The following is a 20,890-nucleotide window of genomic DNA, read 5'->3' on the forward strand; positions in this document are numbered from 1 at the left end:
ATGGATCGGGACGCATGATTGCTGGAATTGATATTGGTGGAACCAAAACGCAGCTCATCGCCGAGATGAATGGCGAAACCGTTGGCGAAAGAGTCGTCCACACGGCTGAATGGCGCGCTCGCGTCGATCATGATGCGGATGCGCGGGCCCTCGTTTCGCTGCTTGTGGCGACGACCGGAGCCATCCCAAAGATCACGGTCGTCGGCGCGCATGGCTGCGACAGCGACGAGGATCGGCTTGGGCTGCAAGCAAGGCTCGCCCGGCACTTGCCCGGCGCCGTGCTGGTCCTCAACGACTCCGAGCTGTTGCTGCCGGCGGCGGGCAAGTCGACTGGCATTTCCGTCATCAGCGGCACCGGTTCAATTGCGGTCTCGCGCGATGCCGCGCGCAGGATGATCGCATCCGGCGGGTGGGGGTGGTATCTGGGCGACGAAGGAAGCGCGAGCGGTCTTGTGCGGGAAGCGGCCCGGACCATCCGATTTGCGCTAGACCAGGGCCAACCGCTTGATCTCCTCGGTCGCAGCCTCATCGAGGCCCTTGCGATATCGTCGCCGATAGAGATCGGGCGGGCGTTGGGCGAGATCGGATCGGCAGCCGGCATAGGCCGCTTCGCGCCGCTCGTATTCGAGGCGGCGGATGCCGGTTCGCGATATGCCAACAAGGTCATCACGGAGGCGGGTGCCTCCCTTGCCAAGCTCACCGCGCAATTGCTGGAACGTGGCGCGCCGCGTGGCGATGTCGTTACCGGCGGCGGCGTCATTGCCCGTCAGCCGCGGCTTCTGGCGGCCTTCAAGACCGCCCTCAGTGACCGCTTGCCCGATCTGACGCTGACCCTTCTCGACGAGCCGCCGGTGGCGGGGGCATTGGTGCTCGCCCGCAAGCTCAGTCGTGGTGACCTGCCGGCCACCTTGCCGCCGCCGCATCTCGACGGCGAGCTGAAAACCGCTGATGATTGGAGAGCCGCATGACCTCCCGGAAGATCATTCCCGCACGAAACTGGGGGCAGAGATTGATCGCGGTCGTGCTGATCGCTGTCGTCGTATTGCTGGCGTTCATGGTCGCCACCAGCCGTCACATCGCCTGGTCGGCCATACCGCAATATATCTTCGACGAGACGATCCTGGATGGGGTCAAGCTGACCATCCTGTTCACCGTCTTGTCGATGATCATCAGCATCGTTGCCGGCGCCATCCTTGCCACGATGCGGCTCGCGTCCAATCCGGTGCTGTCCGGTTTCGCGAGCCTCTATATCTGGTTCTTCCGCGGCACGCCGCTGCTGGTTCAGATCATCTTCTGGTTCAACATCCAGCTCTTCATACCGAGTATCGATGTCGGATCGATTCATATCGACACCAACTCGATCGTCACGGCTTTCGTCGCGGCGCTTCTTGCCCTCAGCCTCAATGAGGCGGCCTATATGGCGGAGATCATTCGCGGCGGACTGCTCGCCGTCGATAGCGGCCAGCATGAGGCCGCCAAGGCGCTCGGTTATACGCCCGCCCAATCGATGCTGCGCATCATCTTTCCCCAGGCGCTTCGCGTCATCATCCCTCCGATCGGCAACCAAACGATCTCGATGCTGAAGACGACCTCACTCGTCTCCGTCGTTGCGGCCCAGGACCTGCTGACGCGCGCGCAGAACATCTATGCCAGGAACTTCCTGATCATCGAACTGCTGATCGTTGCCAGCATCTGGTACCTCGTGATGACCACGATCGCCTCCGCCATCCAGCTCGTCATCGAGAGCCGGCTTGGAAAATCCACGAACCAGGCGCCTGGCCTCCTGCAAGGCGCCCTGCGCCTCATGGGCGCGGAAGGGAGAAACGGATGAGTGCTCCTGCAACATCGTCCTCGGCAAGGGCCCTCGTCGAGGCGATCGACGTCCACAAATCCTTCGGTTCGCTCGAAGTGCTGAAGGGCATCAATCTCTCCGTCGACAAGGGCGAGGTCGTCTGCCTGCTCGGTCCCTCGGGAAGCGGGAAATCGACCTTCCTCAGATGCATCAACCACCTGGAGCGAATGACGGCGGGCCGCATTCTCGTCGACGGGCAGTTGATCGGCTATCACGAGCGCGGCGATGCCCTGCACGAGATGAGCGGCAAGGAGCTGGCCGTGCAGCGGCGCGACATCGGCATGGTGTTTCAGCGCTTCAATCTTTTCGCTCACCAGGACGTGCTGACGAACATTTCGCAGCCGCCGATGCTCAATCGCGGCAAGTCGCGCGAGGAGGCTCTGGCCCGGGCGCGGGAGCTCCTGAAGATGGTCGATCTCGAAGGCCGCGGCAGCGCCTATCCCTATCAGCTCTCCGGCGGCCAGCAGCAGCGCGTGGCGATCGCCCGGGCATTGGCGATGAGCCCGAAGCTGATGCTTTTCGACGAGCCGACATCCGCGCTCGATCCCGAACTCGTCGGCGAGGTGCTGAACGTGATGCGCAAGCTCGCGGCGGACGGCATGACGATGATCGTGGTGACGCATGAGCTTTCCTTCGCCCGCGACGTCGCCGACCGTATCGTATTCATGGATCAGGGTGTCGTCGTCGAGGAAGGGCCGGCGCGCGACGTGCTCGACAATCCGCGGCAGGAAAGAACCCAGGCGTTTTTGAGACGGATGCACTGACTGGCAGGCACCGCGACAAGGCCGCACGTCCTTCACGTGCACGAGCAAAAAAGGGGAATGACAATGACAGGGAAGACAAAGCTGACAATCACCTTCGCCTTGGCGACCATGCTCGCGAGCTCCACGGCCTGGGGCGCGGGCGTCGACCAGAAACTGCACGCCATGCTGCCCGAAAAGATCCAGTCCTCGGGGGAGATCAAGGTCGGGACGGAACCGCAGACACCGCCCTACGATTTCTACGGCGAGGACAATAAGACGATCATCGGCCTCGAACGCGATCTTCGCGACGAGATGGGCGCGCGTCTCGGCGTTAGGTTTACCGACGTGCCGGCGCAGTTCGCCAGCATCATCCCCGGCATCCAGGCCGGCCGTTTCGATATGGGCATGTCCGCCTTCGGCGATTTTGCCGAGCGCGAGAAGATCGTCGATGTCGTCAACTACATGCTCGAGGGCACCAGCATCATCGTGCTGGAGGGCAATCCGAAGGGCGTGCACAAGCTGAAGGACGCCTGTGGGCTCAATGCCGGCGCGGTCCAAGGCTCGATCCCGCTTCAGCTCCTGGACAAGCAGAAGACGCTTTGCCCGGCCGATAAGCCGCTCAACGTCATGCAGTTTCCCTCGAACGACCAGATCAAGATCGCGCTGCAGAGCGGTCGCGTCGATCTTTCCATGGATACGACGGGCGTCGCGGCCTACAGCCTCCAGCATCAGCCGGCGGGTAACAAGAAACTGGAGCTCGTGACCGGTGCCCAATATGCGGTGGGCTACCAGGCAATGCTCGTCGGCAAGGATGATCCGAAGCTGCGCGATGCGCTGGCGGCCACCATGCAGTCGATGATCGACGACGGCTCCTATGCCAAGATCTTCGAGAAATGGGGCCTTGGCGAGAACAAACTCGACAAGGTCACCATCAACGATGCGGCGCGCTTCGCCGACTACATGAAGCTGGATTGAGATCGGCCAATCCTCAGGCGGCCGCTACTTACGCGGCCGCCATTCCTTGTAACGAAATGGGAATGATCATGACAGACAGAGTGCCTTACCGCGAAGCGATCGCATTGCAGCCCGCTGCCCTCAATACCTGCTTCAATACCGTCTCCAAACGGCTCGAAACGCTCGACCTGGAGCCGGTAAGGCGTGGACCGACGGTCCTCGTCGGGATCGGCGCCAGCCTCTATGCGGCCGTCGTCGCCGCCGCGCAGATGCGCGCGCAGGGCCTACGCGCCTTCGCCCTGCCGGGTACCGATCTCCATGACCCATCCGTCGATGCCGGCGAGGCCTATATCGCTTTTTCCGCCTCCGGCCGCAGCGAAGAGCCGGCGCGCGCGATGGAGCTCCGTCCCAACGCCCATTCCTATGGTATCGCCAAGGCGGACTGCACGCCGATTTCGCGGGTCGTGAAGCATATGATCGCAACCGAGAGCGGCGCGGATAGCGGTCCGAATACGACAAGTTATCTCGGATCGCTTCTGAGCGCGGCCTTGCTCATCGACAAGGCCGGTCGCCCGTCCGGCGCGAATTGGCGGGAGCTTTCAGGTCGCGCCGAGGCCGTATTAACCGAAACGCGCGCCCAGGCCGACAAGGGAGCCAAGTTGCTGGCCGGCAAGACGTCAATCGATTGCGTTGGTGCGGGCACGGCACTCGGCACGGCCGGCTATGCCGCGCTCCTGATCCGCGAGGCCGCGCGCGTCGCCGCCCAGGATTGGGATACGCTGAACTTTCTCCATGGGCCGATGGAGCCGAACGACAGGGATAGCGGCGTGCTGTTGTTCGGCAACGGTCGCGAGGTGAAGCTGGCGCGCGATCTCGCCGGCTTCGGCATTCCCTCCGTCCTCGTCACCGCGCGGACCGATATCGCGGATGCCGACAATCTCGTCGTCATCCATGTGCCGGCCTTCTCCGAAGGCATTGGCGATGCCATTCTGCAGGCAATTCCCGCGCAGTTGCTGATCGCGACGCTCTCGGAGGATGCCGGCCTGCCGGTCTGCGAATTCCGCTACCGTCAGACCGATACCAAACGCGACATGTGAACCTCTCAGATGCTGATGCGACCCACGGTCAGCGCATTCGGATAAAGGAAGGCGGCCTTGCCTTCCTCTCCTAAAAGTCTCGCCATGGCGAAGTCGATGGCGAGGCGCACGGCGCCAAGAACGGTCGCCTGGTTCGATAGCTGGCCATTGACCACTTCCACAGGCCAGCACAATTCCCTCACCACATCCCTCACGCCCGGCAGCAATTGCGGGTTCTGCCCGACGCCGCCGCCAAGCACGATCAGTTGCGGATCGAGCACGCTGACGCAGGCGGCGGCCAGGTTTCCGACATCGCGGGCGTGCTGCTCGACAATGGCGCGCGCCGTGCGGGATTGTTCCATGCGGGCAAAAAGCTCGCTGGTGCTTTTCGGCGGCGCACCTTCGTTTTCGGGCCAATCTAGCGCCGCGCGCTCGAGAAGGGCCGTGGATCCCATATAGGTTTCCACTTGCTGCCATTTCGGCCGCTCATGTTGCGACCACGGAAAGGGCAGGTGGCCGATTTCGCCGGCGCCACCCTTAAAGCCCCGGAAAAGCCGGCCGTCCAGCACGATGCCCATGCCGGTCTTCACGCCGATCTGCATGTAGATCGCGAAGGAATACTGTTTTGCCGATCCTTCGTGATATTCGGCAAGGGCAGCGCAGTTGACGTTGTTTTCAAGCAATACGGGCGCGGCGTAGATGGCCTGAAAATGTTCCAGAACGGGTATCAAGGTTTCGCGGCCAGACATTCTCTCCAGCGATGCGGAAATGATGTTCGGCAGGGCGATCGCGATTGCGCGCAACGGCGTCGATCGTGCTTCGAACTGGGAAAGCAATCGTGCGACGACATCTTCTATCAGACGAAACCGTTCATCGGCGGATTTGTCGACAAGCGGCATTTCGACGGTCGCGAGTGTTGTCCCGTCGAGGCCGCGGGCAATGGCGTTGATATGGGTCGTGCCGCAATCGACGCCGACGACGAAGCCCGCCTTTGGTCCTAGACCGTAGGTGACGGAGGTTCGTCCGATCGAGCCACGATTGATGCCGACCGGCGCGAGCAGGTCGTGCCGTTCAAGTTCGCTGACGGCCGCCGACATGGTGGGTTTCGAAAACATCAGCGCCGCGCTTAATTGCGGTCTGGTCGCGGGGCCGCTGCTCGCGATGGTTCGCAGCACCGCCCGCGCGCTCTCCGTCAACGGCGGCGCGTCAATTCCGGTCTGTTGCCAAGCTGTACTCAAAGGACACCCGGGGCAGTGAAGTCATTCGTAAAGCTCCCTTACCATCGGTGTCATGAAATTGACAGTCATATCCTATTGAAAAATATCGATTTGCTCGCATGATCGCATGCGGATGCCTTTCTGTCAGATGGCGGTAAAGCCATTGTCGACGAAGAGGTGGATGCCGTTGACGAAGTTGGACTCGTCGGAGGCCAGATAGAGAGCGGCGCGTGCCACATCCTCGGGCTCGCCGATGCGCCCTTGCTGGGCCGCGATCGCCGCATCCGAGACATCGACGCCGAGAGCCTTCAGCTCCGCAACCTCGCGCAGCCCGTGCGGCGTGCGGATGAAACCGGGACAGACGGCGTTGCAGCGGATATTGCGATCGCGGAATTCGACGGCGATGGCGCGGGCGAACATATGCACCGCTCCCTTCGTCGTGTCATAGAGCACCTCCATCGGGGTCGCCGCGACGGCGGAGATCGACGAGGTGCAGACGATGGAGCCGCCGCCGGCGGCGATCATGCCCGGCAGCACCGCCTTGGTCATCAGGAACATCGAGCGGACGTTGACGCCGTGCAGCCACTCCCATTCCTCGAGCGTCGTTTCGAGGAATGGCTTGATGACGATGGTGCCGGCATGGTTGAACAGTACGGTGACGGCGCCAAAGCGGCCCTCGATGTCCTTGACCGCGGCATTGACGGCCGCTTCATCCGAAACATCGGCAACCCAATGATCGGCGATGCCGCCGGCATCGCGGATTTCGCGCGCGGTCTGTGCCGCCGCATCGCCATTTCTGTCGATGATCGCGACCTTCGCGCCTTCGGCCGCGAAAAGGCGGGAGGCCGCACCGCCCATGCCGGTGGCGCCGCCCGAAATGATGGCGATCTTGCCCTTGAGCCTGTCTGTCATGTGTTCCCCCATCCGCCGCGTGTCCAGGACCGGCGCCTTGCGATCTTCTTGCGATGCCCTTCGAAACGCTCGAGCCTGCCGAGCTTATCGCGAAAGATGCGCTCGGTTCCATGGTGAGGCAAGGGCAATCAGGGGCGTTCCGGATTTCCTCATCGCAGATAGTGAATATGCGGCCGGGGTTGGTGAGGAGAGGCTTCGATCCTTGCCTCGACAGCAAAGACGGTTCTCAGCAGATCTTCGGTCAGCACGGCTTCCGGGGTGCCGGAGGCGACTATCCTGCCTTGCTGCATGACAATCAATTCATCGCAGAACATGGCGGCATGATTGAGATCGTGAAGAGCGATGATGCTGGTGACCGGCAGGCCGGCGACCAGCCGCATCAGGCTGATCTGATGCTGGATATCGAGGTGGTTGGTCGGCTCGTCGAGGATCAGTTCCTTCGGCGCCTGTGCCAAGGCGCGTGCGATGTGGGCGCGCTGCTTTTCGCCACCCGACAGGCTCTGCCATCGGTCGTTGCGTTTTGCCCTCATGCCGGCGCGTGCGAGAGCATCTTCGACCGCCTCGTCTTCTGCCGACGTCCAGCCGGAAAACATCGAGCGATGCGGAAACCGGCCGAGCCTCACGACATCGATGACCTTGAGATTGGCGTTGGTGGTGCTGTGCTGCTCAACGAAGGCGATGCGCCTTGCGATCGAACGGCGGGACATCCGTCGCAGATCCTTCTGTTCGAGCGTGATGCGACCGGAATTCGGCCGTTTCAAGCCGGCAAGCAGACGCAGGAGCGAGGTCTTGCCGGAGCCGTTCGGTCCAAGCAGGCCGAGCATCTTGCCCGCGGGCGCCTCAAAGGAGACCCCGTCGAGTACGGTCTTTGTGCCGATTTTCCAGATGACGTTGTCGGCCTTGATGCTCATGATGCGCGCTGGAACCGGTAGAGAATGATAGAGAAGAAGGGAACGCCCACCAGCGCCGTGACCACTCCGATCGGCAGAACCTGCTGAGGGATGAGGGCGCGCGAGGCGATATCCGCCAGCACCATGAAGATCGCTCCTACAATGGCGCAGGCCGGCAGCAGCCGGATGTGGAGCGGGCCGACGAAGAAGCGGGCCGCATGCGGCACGACGAGACCGACAAAGCCGATGGATCCGACCATGCTGACAATCGTTGCCGTCATCATTGCGGTCAGCGCGAAGAGCCAGATCCGCGCCCGCCCGACATTGACGCCGAGAGACGACGCGGCCTCGTCGCCAAAGGCGAACGCATCCAGCACGCGTGCATAGAGCAGGCAAGCCACCAGGCCGAAACCGACAATGGTCGCGACCAGCATGAATTCCGGCCAGCGGACACCACCGAAACTGCCGAGCAGCCAGAACATCACATCCCGTGCCTGCTGCGCGTTTCCCGACGTCGTCACGATATAGGATGTCGCAGCATTGAACAGCTGGGAGGCGGCGACACCGGCAAGGATCGTGCGGTCGGCGCCGCCTCGCGTGCCGTTCGAAAGCAGAGCGACGAAGAAGAAGGCCGCGAACGCGCCGGCGAAGGCACCAGCCGAAAGGGAAACCGCGCCCGCGCCGATATTGAGTATGACGATCGCGACCGCGCCGGTCGAAGCGCCCGCCGAGATGCCGAGCACATAGGGTTCGGCAAGCGGGTTGCGAAGGAGCGACTGCATGATCGCGCCCGAGAGCGCCAGGCCCGCTCCACAGAAAGCGGCCACGAGCGCCCGGCTGAGGCGATAGTCCCAGATCACCGTTTCGTGGATGCGGTTAAGTTCGATCCCCGTCCATCCCAGCCTGTTGGTGATGGCATGGAAGGTCGTCGAAAGCGGGATCGGTAGATCACCGATACCGACGCTGACGCCGATCGTCAGGCTGATCGCCGCGAGAGAGGCAAAAAGCAGCAGGCCGATGATGGCGAGCTGCCTCAGGGTTCGATACACGTCGGTCACTTCAGAAGACCAAGCGCCTTCAGCTGCTGGGCGACCTGCTCGGCGCCATAGATTGTCCGGATGGTCGGATTCATGGCCTGGCCGTCCATGACGACAATCGCCTTGTTCTTGACCGCGGCTAGCTGGCTGACGGCGGGATCGGTGGTCAGGAACTTGATCTTGGCTTCAGGCTTGTCGAGCTCCCAGCGATTGCGGTCGAGGCTGGCGACGACGATGACGTCCGGATTGGCGGCTATGATGTTCTCCCAGCCAAGCGTCGGCCACTCCGCTTCGGTGGTAATGGCATTGCGGCCGCCAAGCAGGTCGGCGATATAACCCGAGGGGCTGTTTTTGCCGCCGACATAGGCATCCGCGGATGGCGACGGGCTGGAGAACCAGAAGACATAGGAGAGCTTCTTGCCATCCTTCGGCGCATTCGCGCGCAGTGCCTCTTCCCGCTTTTTGAAATCCGCGATCAGCGCCTGGCCCTTGTCGCGGACATCGAAAATCTGCGAGAGTTCGTCGATTTCCTGGTAGAGCGTGCTCATGTTCCAGACCTGGCTGCGGGCGGCATTGCCGTATTTATCCTGAGAGGCGCCCTGGGCCGGGCAGATGCTGGGGGAAACATAGGTGGGAATATTGAGCTTTTCGAAGTCCTCGCGCTTTGCCACCTTGCTGCTCGGTCCCATCAGGGTCGGCAGCGCGGCAGTGACGAAGTCAGGATTTTCCGAGAGGATCGATTCAAAGGTCGGGAATTCGACCGTCAGCAGCTTGACCTTGGAATTGGCTTCCGCGAGCTGCGGCAGAACCTTGTTGGGCCAGAAGGCGGTGCCGACCATTTTGTTTTCGAGGCCGAGCAAAAGAAGAATTTCGGCACTGTTCTGTCCAAGCCCGATCGCGCGCTCCGGAGCCTTCTGGAACGTGACCTTGGTGCCGCAATTGTCGATGGTCAGCGGATAGTTGGTCGCAGCGGCGGAGGCTGTCGCTGCGGCAGAGGCGAGCGCCGCGCAAAGAGCTGAAACGGTCAAAACTGATTTCAATATGGTCACGAAATATATCCCGGTGGCTATTGTCAGCGCGATCGGACGAAATCGCCCGCGTGATATAGCCTCGTCGCCCGGTTACAAACAAGAGGAAAAAAGTCATATTATTTTGCGCTGCGAGCATTTGTAAACTTTGCCCGCCATGCATTTCCGACAGAAGACGTATTTTTCATCAGCTCCGGTTGGCCGTGTCATCCTCGCGTCCGGGTCTGGAAAGGAGGAGGCGGTTCATCTCTGGAACGAAGCGAACCATTCTGAAGCCTGCCATCTCCAGGATTTTCCTTGAGGCTGCATTGTCAGGATGGGCAAAGGCGCGGACCTCTCGAATCCGCAGTTCCCGGTCCGCCAGCCGTAACGCCGCCGTGACCAATTCCGATGCATATCCGCAGCCCCAGGCATCCCGATGGAAGAAATATCCGATTTCGCAGCCCCAGCCTGGTTCAAACGGATCGTCGTATAGGCCGCCCCAGCCGATGATTTTTGCATCATCCTTTCTGATCACCGTCCAGGGTGCATATCCGTCGCGTCGACGTTGCCATTCATGAACGGCGATCCTGCGACGGCAGGCGGCAGGTGTCGCGTCCACATGAGTGTGCCTCATGGCTTCCTTATCGCCGAGAAATTCGAACAAGTTGGCGGTATCGGACAGAAGCGAAGGGCGGAGCAGCAGCCGCGGCGTTTCGATCTGCGAGCCGATGTTCCTCATATGATTTCGCCTTCCATATGCGAATGTTTCACGAAGTGAACGGCAGGCCGACATGGCCGAGCCTTCAAACCGCCCGTCGGATGTAGAGGCTACGACAGGAAACAACTCATTGCCCAGCCGAAATGGCATTGATGAGGGTGGAGAAATGCGATTGCGCGCCTATTTCAATGATCGGGAAATGGAGAGCAGGAGGACCGGGATAATGGCAAAGAATACGATTTGCTTGTGGTACGACAAGGACGCGGAGGCCGCCGCCAAGTTTTATGTCGAGACTTTTCCAGATAGCGCCATGGGCGCCGTCATCCGCGCGCCGGGAAACTATCCGGAGGGCAAGCAGGGCGATGTGCTGGTCGTGGAATTCACGGTCGCCGGTGTTTCCTGCGTCGGCCTGAATGGCGGCCCGGTGTTCAAGCACAATGAAGCCTTTTCGTTTCAGATCTACACCGAGGATCAGGCAGAGACGGATCGCTATTGGAACGCCATTGTCGGCAATGGTGGCCAGGAAAGCGAATGCGGCTGGTGCAAGGACAAATGGGGCGTCTCCTGGCAGATCACGCCGCGTATTCTGATGGAGGCGCTTCGCGAGGGCGGCGATCAGGCGAAGCGCGCTTTCGATGCGATGATGACCATGAAGAAGATCGATGTGGCAGCGATCGACGCGGCCCGGCGTGGCTGAGGACTGAAACGGCTTGCTGAGCACGCATCCCATCCAAGGTTGCCGAGGTCATGGTGATCTGGGATGGGGGGCGTGCGCGGGGCTATGATTGCTTTTATTCAAGACTCCATTAAATATGCGCTCAGGCATATGAAATCGGCTGTTGTGGATCGGATAATAACAACTTATCCTTGATCGAATGCAGAGGCAGGCCAATGGCGGTTGACTGGTGAGGTTTACAGAGGATGGCCGCACGGAACGCCGCCAGCTGGAATCATTGCAAGGTCACCGCTGTCTTCAGTGGGCGACCTGCACGACCGCGTAATGAAGGCCTTGGCCAAGGAATTTGGCTGACCGAACCTGCCAGTTCCCACAAAAGTCGCTTCCGATGCAAAGATTGGCCGCGGGCTGTCATGTGCTTGCGACTGCTTCGGTGCCGGCGGGTTTCCGGGAGGATTGCTGTGAAATCCCGTCACGCCGACGCCATCAGAATTCCTCCCGACCTGTTCCCGAAGAGTAGAGCTGACACTCATGATAAAACGCATGATAATCATGCTGATCATCATAGGCCTGATCCTTGGCGGGATCTTCGGCTTCCAGGCATTCAAGAACCGCATGATCGCGGCCTATCTGGCTAATCTCAAGTCGCCACCGCAGACAGTCTCGACAATCACGGCGGCTATGAGCCCGTGGCAGACGACGCTGCAATCGATCGGCAGCTTCAATGCCGTCGAAGGCGCCAATCTCTCGGCGCAGGTCCAGGGCATTGTCCAGAAGATCGGATTCGAGGATGGTCAGGACGTCAAGAAGGGCGATCTCATCGTGCAGCTGCTTGCCGATCAGCAGATCGCGACGCTGGAACAATACAAGGCGTCGATGACGAATGCGCAGATCGCCTATGAGCGCGATTCCAAGCTGATCAAGGCGAACACCATCGCGCAAAGCCAGGTCGACAGCGATCTGGCGAACTGGAAGGCGGCGCAGGCGCAGGTCGCGTCGCAGCAGGCGCTGATCGATCAATATTCGATCCGCGCTCCCTTCGATGGCCACCTTGGCATCAGGCTGGTCAGCCTCGGCCAGTATCTGCCTGCAGGAACCGCGGTCGTCACCTTGCAGTCGCTCGATCCGATCCAGTTCGATTTTTCGATGCCGCAACAGGCCCTGTCGCAGCTGAAGGTCGGACAGGCGGTGACAGCGACGGTGGATGCCTATGGAAATCAGACGTTCGACGGCAAGATCACGGCGATCAGCCCGCTCGTCGATACCCAGAGCCGTAACATCACCATCCGGGCAACCTTCCCCAATCCCGATCGCAAGCTGTTGCCCGGCATGTTCGGCAACATAACTGTGGTGGTCGGGGATCCGAAGGAATACATCTCCCTGCCGCAGACAGCCGTCACCATCAACCCTTACGGCAATGTCGTCTATGTGGTGACCGACAAGGGCAACGGCGCGGATGGCAAGCCGCAGCTCGTCGCCAATCAGAAGTTCGTCAGCACGGGACAGGCCCGGGGCGACCAGATCTCGGTGACCAAAGGGTTGAACGCGGGCGAAGTGGTGGTGACCTCCGGCCAGCTGAAACTGAATAACGGCTCGCCTGTCATCATCAACAACGAGGTGCAGCCGTCGAACGATCCCAACGCGAACCCGGCAAATCCCAACTGAGGTGTGGCGATGAATATCACCGATATCTTCATCAAGCGCCCCGTTCTTGCTCTGGTGGTCAGCGCGTTGATTATCGTGATCGGCTACCAGTCGTTCCGTTCGCTAACCGTGCGGCAATATCCGCAGACCCAGAATGCCGTCGTCACGGTGACGACCACCTATCCCGGTGCGGCGCCCGACGTCATCGCCGGCTTCATCACGACACCGCTCGAAAACGCTATCGCCCAAGCCAACGGCATCGATTACATGACCTCGACGAGCACGAGCGGCACGTCGACGATCACCGTCAACCTTCGGCTTAACTACAGCGCCGATGCGGCGATGACCGAAATCAACGCCAAGGTATCCTCCGTTCTCAATCAATTGCCCACGGGCACGCAGCAGCCGATCATGACGGTCTCCATTGGCCAGTCGATCGACGCCATGTATATCGGCTTCCGAAGCGACGTTCTGGCCAGCAACCAGATCACCGACTATCTGACGCGCGTCGTCCAGCCGAAATTGCAGGCGGTCAACGGCGTTCAGACGGCCGAAATCCTCGGCGCGCGAACATTCGCCTTGAGAGCCTGGCTGCAGCCGGACAAGCTTGCCGCCTATGGCTTGTCGGCCGGCGATGTCTGGACCGCGCTTGGCGCCAACAACTATATCTCCGGCATCGGCACCACCCGCGGCCAGATGACACAGACGGTGCTGACGGCGCAGACCGACCTGCATTCCGCTGATGAATTCAAGGAAATGGTGGTCAAGCAGATCGGCAGCACGATCGTGCGGCTGAAGGATGTCGCGACCGTTGCCCTCGGGTCCCAGAATCCCGACGTCCAGATCGGCTTCGATGGGCAGGACGGCGTGTTCATGGGCATCCAGATCGCCCCGACAGCCAACCTGCTCGAAGTGATCGCCGGCGTGCGCGCGGTGTTTCCAGGTATACAGCAGCAATTGCCGCAGGGGCTTGAAGGCTACATCGTCTACGATTCCAGCACTTTCGTTACCACCTCCATCGATGAAGTCGTAAAGAGCCTGGTCGAGGCTCTCGTGATCGTCATTTTCGTGGTCTTCGCCTTTCTCGGTTCACCGCGATCGGTTGCCATTCCCGTCGTCGCCATACCTCTGTCGCTGGTCGGCACTTTCGCGATGATGCTGATCTTCGGCTTCTCGATCAATCTTCTGACGCTGCTTGCCCTGGTTCTGGCGATCGGGCTCGTCGTCGACGATGCCATCATCGTGGTGGAGAATGTCAACCGTCACATCGAAGAGGGATCGACGCCCATGAGGGCGGCGCTGGACGCGGCGCATGAACTCGTCGGGCCGATCCTGGCCATGACGGTGGTGCTGATCGCCGTCTACGTTCCGATCGGTTTCCAGGGCGGCCTGACGGGCGCGCTGTTCACGGAGTTCGCCTTCACGCTTGTCGGCGCCGTTACCGTGTCGATGATCATCGCGCTGACGCTGACGCCAATGATGTGCTCGCGCATCCTGAAGCCGCATTTGACCGACCGCAGTGGCTGGGAAGAGCGTATCTCCGACTTCATCGACCGCCGCTTTTCGGAAATCCATCGGCCCTATGTGCGCATGCTGCACGGCAGCCTGAACACGGTACCGGTGGCATTGGTCTTTGCTGTGATCGTGCTTGGCAGCATCTATTTCCTCTATACCAGCGCCAAGACCGAGCTGGCTCCCAACGAGGACCAGGGCTTCCTGGCCGCGCAGGTGACGAACCCTCCCAACGCGACGCTTCAGCAAAAGCTGCTGAATTCAAATCAGGTCACCAAGATCTTCCGCAGCTTCCCCGAAACCGACAAGACCTTGCAGGTCGAGGTGCCCGGCACATCCTTCGAGGGCATGGTGCTGAAGCCCTGGGACCAGCGCACGAGAACGGCGGACCAGCTGCAGCCACTGGTGCAGGCCGATCTGGCGAAGATCGCCGGCGGACAGTCCGTGGTCTTCCAGATACCGCCGCTGCCGGGCGCCAGCGGTCTGCCCGTGCAGTTCGCCATCGGCAGCACCAGCGGCTTCGAGCAGCTCAACGAGGTGTCCACCGCCTTCCTGCAGGAAGCGCAGAAATCCGGCGAGTTCATCTTCCTGACGAAGGATCTTTACGTCGATAATCCGCAATATTCGATCCAGATCGATCGCAGCAAGGCCTCGGCCCTCGGCCTGTCCATGAACAATGTCGGTTCGGCGCTCGCTTCCATGCTGGGTGGCGGCTATGTCAACTACTTCAGTATCGACAACCGCTCGTATCAGGTCATCCCGCAGGTCGAGCAACGGTCGCGCCAGACCATCGATCAGATCATGAACTATCCGATCGCGAACGTGAACGGTAACAAGATCCCGCTTTCGGCGATCGCGACGGCGAAACTCCAGGCTACGCCGCGCTCGGTCGCGCATTTCCAGCAATTGAATTCGGCCACGATCTCCGGCGTGCCGGCGCCTGGTGTTGCCGTCGGCGATGCGCTGAATACATTGAAGTCGATCGCGGCACGGACGTTGCCGCAGGGCTACTCGGTCGACTATGGCGGGCAGTCGCGGCAATATGTGCAGGAATCGAGCGGCATGGCGACCACATTCGCGCTCGCCCTGATCATCGTGTTCCTGGCGCTTTCGGCGCAGTTCAACAGCTTCCGCGACCCGTTCATCATCCTCGTGTCGGTGCCGATGTCGATCGCGGGCGCGCTTGCCTTCATCAGCCTCGGTATCGGCGGCGCGTCGATGAACATCTATACGCAGGTCGGATTGGTGACGCTGATGGGTCTGATCAGCAAGCACGGTATTCTGATCGTCGAGGTGGCAAACACGCTGCAGGCCGAGGGAAAGACCAAGCGCGAGGCGATCGAAGGTGCCTGCGGCATCCGATTGCGGCCGATCCTGATGACGACGGGCGCCATGGTTCTGGGCGTCGTGCCGCTGATCCTGGCGACCGGAGCAGGAGCTGTCGCCCGCTTCAACATGGGCCTGGTGATCGCCGCCGGTCTTGCCATCGGAACGCTGTTCACGCTCTTCGTCGTGCCGGCGGTCTATATGCTGCTCGCCGCCGATCATCACAAGAAGGATGCACCGGAAACAGAAGCAGAACCGGCTCCCGCGCATTGAGTGGGGGCTAGTCAAGATGGGTAACGAGGCTATCGTGCCGGCTGTCGGTCTTCAGGCGGGGGAGGCGATCCTTACGCGGGGATCGCCATATTGAGTTCTGCCTGACGTCCGAGATGCGTCATCCAGTCGACGAAATCGGGCCGGCTCTTGATCTGGCGACCGTAATGGCGGGCAAGCGCGGCCGTCAGATCGCCCTTTCGGCCGAGCTGTTCGTCGGCAAATCCGATCATCTGGGAGTTCGGCCAGGCCTGCGGACGGATGGCGACCAGACGAGTAAACAGGCTCTCACCCGGCTCATCAGGGTTTGCTTGCGCCATCAAGGACAGCATGGCGGCGGTCGAGCGCGATACGCCCATGTGGCAATGCACCAGCAGATGACTCGAAGCCCCGGGATATTGTCGCGCCTGAAACTCGGAGCCGAATTTCAGGATGGCTTCGACATGTTCCGGCCGGGGCATGACCCGCCCCGGAGCCGTCGCGATGATATCGTGAAAACGAAGCGTCGTGCGATGATGCTCGGCATAGGAGTGGAAGACATCGAGCTCGGGATATTCCGGATCGAGGAGGGAAAGCACATGGGTGACGTTTCGCGCGCATTGATCGGGCAACTCCTCAATGCCACAAACCGTGAGTTCTGGAGAGAGAAGCACGCTCATTGTGATATCCTTCAAACCGGCTGGCGATTCCGCGGCGCTTCGATACGATATAGCGCCATCGCTCTGAAGTGAAAATGCTTTTCCCCCTGTTGCCGCGAAGTGGCGCGGCAAGCCGTCCGCGCAGGCTAGGTCCTTGAAAATAAGACGACCTGCGTTTTGATCTCTTCTTCGTCCATCTCCAGGATACGATAGCCGAATGTCCCCGTATCGGCCGTGAGACGTTCGGATTGCTTGACGATCTGATAGGAGACCGCTGGCGAGACATATTGCGTGATGTTTGCCTCCCGGCCTTCGTCGGTCATGTGGTAGTGACCGCAGAACAGGGATATCCGGCGATCCATGCCGATCAGAAGCGATCTGACCTCGTCCCGATCGCGCAGGGCTGCCCCGGTTCGATCTATCGGCGTGTCGAGCGGCAGGATCGGATGATGCAGGAAGATCGCGGCCTGTCTCACACCTTCGAGTTCGCGGGCGAGCCACCGGCGCTGGCCGTCGCCGACGACGTTGTCGGACGTATCGAGGAAAATCCGTTTCAGATGCGGATCTTGCTGCGAGTAGCAAAGTTTCCCAGCCACGGTAGCGCCGCTCATGTCGTGGTACGGCGCGACATCGCCGTAGCTATCGTGATTGCCGAGAATGAGCGACACATCGAAGGCATGGGCGCGCAGATGCTCGAAAAAGCCGCCGACCGAGCACGCGGTGCCGATATCGCCGCCGAAGACGATCTTGGAAATGCCCCGGCGGGCGATATCGCTGAGGACCAGGCGCAGATGCTGCTCGTGCTGTCGCGGTGTATTCTCATAGCCCATTTTGTCGCCGGCGATTTCGGTCTTGGTGACCAGCTTCTGGCCGAGATGGGTGTCGGTGAAAAAGGCTAGGATGGTCTTTGTCATGGGTCCGTTCCGCGGCAATTGCTTGAGCGGTCAGTCTAGGATGGCGATCTGCCCCAATGCTTCGACATGGGTCGAAGCATGCGAACTATATCGGTGTTATGATGCAGCCTGATGTGGAGAGGCCTAGACATGACGACCCAGCCGAACATAGCAGCCGTTGCCTTTCTGATTGCCGATCCCACGCGGGCGGCCATATTGTCGGCGCTCCTCGATGGCCGGGCGCGGCCAGCCGGCGAGCTCGCCCATGCGGCCGGCGTGACGGCACAGACAGCCAGTTCGCATCTCGGTAAATTATTGGCCGGCGAGCTGCTGGCCGTGGAAGCCGAGGGGCGGCATCGATATTACCGTCTCGCCGGTTCCCATGTCGCGCTGGCGCTCGAGACCCTCGCCTCCATCGGTCCGGCGCAATCCGTGCGAAGAAAGCCGTTGACCCGGGATGCGCGGAAGCTTCGGTTCGCGCGTTGCTGCTATGATCATCTAGCCGGCCGCGTTGGGATCGCCCTAACCCATGGATTGGTGGAGCAGGGGTTCCTTGTCGCGGCCGAAAAGAAGCGGTTCGAACTCACGCCTGATGGTGCGAAGTGGTTCGACCGCATGGGCATGAACACGGCCAGCATCAGACCCACGCGCCATGGGCTTGCCCGGCAATGCCTCGATTGGACGGAGAGAGAACATCATCTTGCTGGACCGCTTGGCGTTCATTTGACCAAGTTCCTCTTGGCGAAGGGTTGCATACGACGGGCGCCTTCGTCCCGGGCCGTTGACGTCACGCCGAAAGGTTGGAAGGTGTTGAAGGAGCATTTCGGCATTGACGAGCAAGCCTTGCTCTGACGGGCGCTCTCCCGCATTGACTTCATTTCGACAATGGATGATTTTGGTACGCCATATTATGGTATCCGAAGATCGAGGGTCTGGAAATGAATGACGATGCGCATGGCGCCGCGATTCGCGTGGAGCGTCCGACGAAGACGTTGCGGGAGCTCGCCCTCGACAAGGTGCGAGAGGCGATCATCAGCGGCTATTTCCGCCCGGGCGACCGCCTGGTCGAACGCGATCTTTGCGCTCAGCTCGGCGTCAGCCGCACGATCGTGCGCGAGGTGCTGCGCCATCTCGAATCCGAAGGCCTCGTCGCCAACCTTCCGAACAAGGGGCCGATCGTCGCGCAGCTCAATCATGACGAAGCCAAGCAGATCTACGAGATCCGCGCCGCGCTCGAAGGGATGGCGGCACGGCTTTGCGCCGAGCAGAACAACCCCGCGATCGCGGATGCACTGGACAAGTCGCTCGAGGACATAAGGCATAGCTACCGCGAGAAGGACATGGCCGGTGTGCTCGCCCACACATCGTCGTTCTATCAGACGCTGTTCAGCATGGTCGACCGCCATGTGGCCTGGGGCGTCGTCAACCTTCTGACCGTGCGCATCAATCACCTGCGCTCCATGACGATCAAGACGCAAGATCGCGATGTTCAAGGACCCGCGCAGATGGCGCGTATCGTCGATGCTATCAGGCGCGGCGACGGCGACGGCGCCTATCAGGCGGCGATGGATCATGTCGCCAGCGCAAGCGCCATCGCCCAGGCCGTGCTTTCCGGGCGGCAGCCGATCGATTGATTTCCCAAGAAGGCCATGAAGATGCCGGCTTCCTCTTCCTTTCTCGGCTTCCCGGACCGCCTCGATGACGGTGGTCCGCCGCGTGTGGTGATCTTCGGCGCGGGTCACGGCAGTACCTATCCCGGCAGGGACAGCAGCGGGCATGCCTTGTCGGCGGAAGCTATCCGGGACGCCAGCCAGGATGACGCCGGCTTAGTCGATCACTGGGATTTCGATCTCGGCGGCCCGTTGTTTGCTGGTAAGCCCGCTTGCTGCGTCGACGTCGGAAACGTCGAGACTGTCATGCACGACAATGCCGGCAACCGCGATCGGATCGAGGCAAGGACGCGCGGCGTGCTTGCATTGCCGGCCATTCCGATCCTGCTTGGCGGCGATTGTTCCGTCACGATCCCGTTCATCGCCGGCTTTGCGGATGAGGGGCCGGTCTGGATCTTGCAGATCGATGCCCATATCGACTGGCGCGACACGCTGCATGGCGAGCGCTACGGCTATTCAAGCCCGATGCGGCGGGTAAGCGAGATGCCGCATGTCGCCGGAATGGTGCAGGTCGGCCTGCGTGGCGTCGGCAGTGCCCGCCCTTCGGATATCGAGACAGCGCAACGCTATGGCAGCCGCTTTGTCACGGCCCGCGAGATCCATGCCCAAGGGGTCGAGGCCGCTCTCCGGCACATTCCGAAGGGTGCTCGGGTCGTTGTCACCTTGGATTGCGACAGCATCGATCCCGGCATCATGCCGGCCGTGGCGGCTCGCACGCCCGGCGGCCTCACCTATACGCAGATCATCGACCTGATCGCCGGCCTCGGCCGGCGGGCTGACATCGCGGGTTTTGATCTGGTGGAGCTCTATCCTCCCGCCGATATCGACGGCCTTTCGGCCCTGACCGCCGCGCGCATTGTCGTCAATGTGATCGGCGCCCTCATCCGCCAGGGCTAACGGCCGCGAAAATCTCGCCATATGAGGAGCCGGCTTGCGCCACGTCGGACGATGCGAGAAGCCGTCACGCCCCATCAAATTGTCGTTTGCCTCCCGGAGCGGGTTGACACTGGCACGCCTTCGGTGTGACGGTATACCATAATAACGAATACGGACGCGGAACATCGGCGGCTTAAGATCCGCGGCGACAAGCATCGCTTTCGCGGGCACCTTTCTCTGCCCCTCCATAAGCTACTGATAGAGTTGATTATTTCTGACAACGGCAGGTTTTTTAGTCCGGTCGCTCGAAGCTGCTTGACAGTTCAGTATTATGGCATACCATCATATGTAATCCTAGACGAGAGCGAGCCATGAGCCTTCAGATCCGAAAAACCGTCCTGCAGATCGAAACGACGCTTGTTGAAGGGGGTAGGGCAGCGGCCACGCCGTTGAAGCTCTTCTCGGCATGCGCGATCGTCAAAAACCCTTGGGCTGGTCGTGGCTTCGTCGCGGATCTGAAGCCCGAGATTCATGCCGCGGCACCCGTTCTCGGCGAACTGCTCACCAAGATGATCATCGATGCGGTCGGATCGGGCGAGGCCGTCGAGGCTTACGGCAAATCCGCCGTCGTCGGTCTCGATGGCGAGATCGAGCATGCATCCGCGCTGATCCACACTCTTCGCTTCGGCAATCATTATCGCCATGCCGTCGGCGCCAAATCCTATCTCGCCTTCTGCAACACGCGCGGACCGGCCAATGCGCCGATCATGATCCCGCTCATGGACAAGAATGACGAAGGTCGCCGCTCGCATTATCTGACAATCCAGACGTCGATACCCGATGCACCGGCCGCCGACGAAATCGTCATCGCGCTTGGTGCCTCGATCGGTGGTCGGCCGCATCATCGCATCGGCGATCGCTATCAGGATCTTAAGGATCTGGGACAGGACGTCTCCAATCCGGCCGGCGTTTAAGA

General features: G+C 60.9%; 20 protein-coding genes. 12 read left to right on the forward strand and 8 right to left on the reverse strand.

Features of this window, described 5'->3' with window-relative positions; translation table 11 throughout:
* Nucleotides 1-14 precede the first annotated feature (14 nt).
* From GDN47_RS25490 to GDN47_RS25510, 5 genes are all read left to right on the forward strand, one after another.
* On the forward strand, nt 15-968 hold the full coding sequence (locus tag GDN47_RS25490; RefSeq protein WP_113354646.1) for an N-acetylglucosamine kinase: 954 nt from the start codon (nt 15-17) through the stop codon (nt 966-968).
* Nucleotides 965-1,831: an amino acid ABC transporter permease gene (locus tag GDN47_RS25495; RefSeq protein WP_113390886.1), complete on the forward strand. Its 867-nt coding sequence runs from the start codon at nt 965-967 to the stop codon at nt 1,829-1,831. Before GDN47_RS25490 ends, GDN47_RS25495 begins: the two co-directional genes overlap by 4 nt.
* Nucleotides 1,828-2,616: an amino acid ABC transporter ATP-binding protein gene (locus GDN47_RS25500; protein ID WP_152094538.1), complete on the forward strand. Its 789-nt coding sequence runs from the start codon at nt 1,828-1,830 to the stop codon at nt 2,614-2,616. The genes GDN47_RS25495 and GDN47_RS25500 overlap by 4 nt, the downstream gene beginning before the upstream one ends.
* Nucleotides 2,617-2,679: 63 nt before the next feature.
* Nucleotides 2,680-3,570: an ABC transporter substrate-binding protein gene (locus GDN47_RS25505; protein ID WP_113390920.1), complete on the forward strand. Its 891-nt coding sequence runs from the start codon at nt 2,680-2,682 to the stop codon at nt 3,568-3,570.
* A 68-nt stretch (nt 3,571-3,638) separates the two neighbouring features.
* Complete coding sequence (locus GDN47_RS25510) at nt 3,639-4,646, forward strand: SIS domain-containing protein (protein ID WP_145635027.1); 1,008 nt, start codon at nt 3,639-3,641, stop codon at nt 4,644-4,646.
* 5 nt (nt 4,647-4,651) lie between these two features.
* Here the strand turns inward: GDN47_RS25510 and GDN47_RS25515 are convergent, their stop codons facing one another.
* From GDN47_RS25515 to GDN47_RS25540, 6 genes are all read right to left on the reverse strand, one after another.
* The gene (locus tag GDN47_RS25515) at nt 4,652-5,740 is read right to left on the reverse strand and encodes an ROK family protein (RefSeq protein ID WP_152094539.1); all 1,089 of its coding nucleotides are present in this window, start codon (nt 5,738-5,740) and stop codon (nt 4,652-4,654) included.
* 246 nt (nt 5,741-5,986) lie between these two features.
* The gene (locus tag GDN47_RS25520) at nt 5,987-6,754 is read right to left on the reverse strand and encodes an SDR family NAD(P)-dependent oxidoreductase (protein WP_152094540.1); all 768 of its coding nucleotides are present in this window, start codon (nt 6,752-6,754) and stop codon (nt 5,987-5,989) included.
* 149 nt (nt 6,755-6,903) lie between these two features.
* Complete coding sequence (locus GDN47_RS25525) at nt 6,904-7,665, reverse strand: ABC transporter ATP-binding protein (protein ID WP_152094541.1); 762 nt, start codon at nt 7,663-7,665, stop codon at nt 6,904-6,906.
* Nucleotides 7,662-8,702: a FecCD family ABC transporter permease gene (locus GDN47_RS25530; RefSeq protein WP_113390891.1), complete on the reverse strand. Its 1,041-nt coding sequence runs from the start codon at nt 8,700-8,702 to the stop codon at nt 7,662-7,664. The genes GDN47_RS25525 and GDN47_RS25530 overlap by 4 nt, the downstream gene beginning before the upstream one ends.
* Complete coding sequence (locus GDN47_RS25535; protein WP_152094542.1) at nt 8,699-9,730, reverse strand: ABC transporter substrate-binding protein; 1,032 nt, start codon at nt 9,728-9,730, stop codon at nt 8,699-8,701. Before GDN47_RS25535 ends, GDN47_RS25530 begins: the two co-directional genes overlap by 4 nt.
* Before the next feature lie 166 nt (nt 9,731-9,896).
* The gene (locus GDN47_RS25540; RefSeq protein ID WP_233790127.1) at nt 9,897-10,484 is read right to left on the reverse strand and encodes a GNAT family N-acetyltransferase; all 588 of its coding nucleotides are present in this window, start codon (nt 10,482-10,484) and stop codon (nt 9,897-9,899) included.
* A 148-nt stretch (nt 10,485-10,632) separates the two neighbouring features.
* On the opposite strand from GDN47_RS25540, the gene GDN47_RS25545 reads away from it, so the two are divergent.
* The 3 genes from GDN47_RS25545 (at nt 10,633) to GDN47_RS25555 (ending at nt 15,840) form a co-directional block, all read left to right on the forward strand.
* The gene (locus GDN47_RS25545) at nt 10,633-11,106 is read left to right on the forward strand and encodes a VOC family protein (RefSeq protein ID WP_113333372.1); all 474 of its coding nucleotides are present in this window, start codon (nt 10,633-10,635) and stop codon (nt 11,104-11,106) included.
* Between the two features lie 522 nt (nt 11,107-11,628).
* A complete protein-coding gene (locus tag GDN47_RS25550; protein ID WP_233788749.1) occupies nt 11,629-12,750 on the forward strand; it encodes an efflux RND transporter periplasmic adaptor subunit in 1,122 nt (373 codons plus the stop codon).
* Between the two features lie 9 nt (nt 12,751-12,759).
* On the forward strand, nt 12,760-15,840 hold the full coding sequence (locus tag GDN47_RS25555; RefSeq protein WP_152094543.1) for an efflux RND transporter permease subunit: 3,081 nt from the start codon (nt 12,760-12,762) through the stop codon (nt 15,838-15,840).
* A 71-nt stretch (nt 15,841-15,911) separates the two neighbouring features.
* Here GDN47_RS25555 and GDN47_RS25560 read toward each other — a convergent pair whose 3' ends face one another.
* Both GDN47_RS25560 and GDN47_RS25565 read right to left on the reverse strand, forming a co-directional pair.
* Nucleotides 15,912-16,496, reverse strand: coding sequence for a tyrosine phosphatase family protein (locus tag GDN47_RS25560; RefSeq protein WP_113354656.1), 585 nt, complete (start codon nt 16,494-16,496; stop codon nt 15,912-15,914).
* Nucleotides 16,497-16,621: 125 nt separating this feature from the next.
* Nucleotides 16,622-17,389, reverse strand: coding sequence for a metallophosphoesterase family protein (locus tag GDN47_RS25565; RefSeq protein WP_152094544.1), 768 nt, complete (start codon nt 17,387-17,389; stop codon nt 16,622-16,624).
* 129 nt (nt 17,390-17,518) lie between these two features.
* On the opposite strand from GDN47_RS25565, the gene GDN47_RS25570 reads away from it, so the two are divergent.
* The 4 genes from GDN47_RS25570 (at nt 17,519) to GDN47_RS25585 (ending at nt 20,888) form a co-directional block, all read left to right on the forward strand.
* Nucleotides 17,519-18,220 carry an ArsR/SmtB family transcription factor gene (locus GDN47_RS25570; protein ID WP_113420119.1) on the forward strand — a complete coding sequence of 234 codons (702 nt, stop codon included), beginning with the start codon at nt 17,519-17,521 and terminating at the stop codon, nt 18,218-18,220.
* Nucleotides 18,221-18,306: 86 nt separating this feature from the next.
* Entirely contained in the window at nt 18,307-19,002 is a 696-nt protein-coding gene (locus GDN47_RS25575; protein WP_152094545.1) for a GntR family transcriptional regulator, read from the forward strand.
* Between the two features lie 21 nt (nt 19,003-19,023).
* Nucleotides 19,024-19,935 (forward strand): agmatinase, encoded by a 912-nt coding sequence (locus GDN47_RS25580; protein ID WP_152094546.1) that lies wholly within the window; start codon nt 19,024-19,026, stop codon nt 19,933-19,935.
* 350 nt (nt 19,936-20,285) lie between these two features.
* A complete protein-coding gene (locus GDN47_RS25585; RefSeq protein WP_112723890.1) occupies nt 20,286-20,888 on the forward strand; it encodes an amino acid synthesis family protein in 603 nt (200 codons plus the stop codon).
* Nucleotides 20,889-20,890 lie beyond the last annotated feature (2 nt).

It is taken from the genome of Martinezella dioscoreae (assembly GCF_009176305.1).
GTDB lineage: Bacteria > Pseudomonadota > Alphaproteobacteria > Rhizobiales > Rhizobiaceae > Rhizobium > Rhizobium dioscoreae.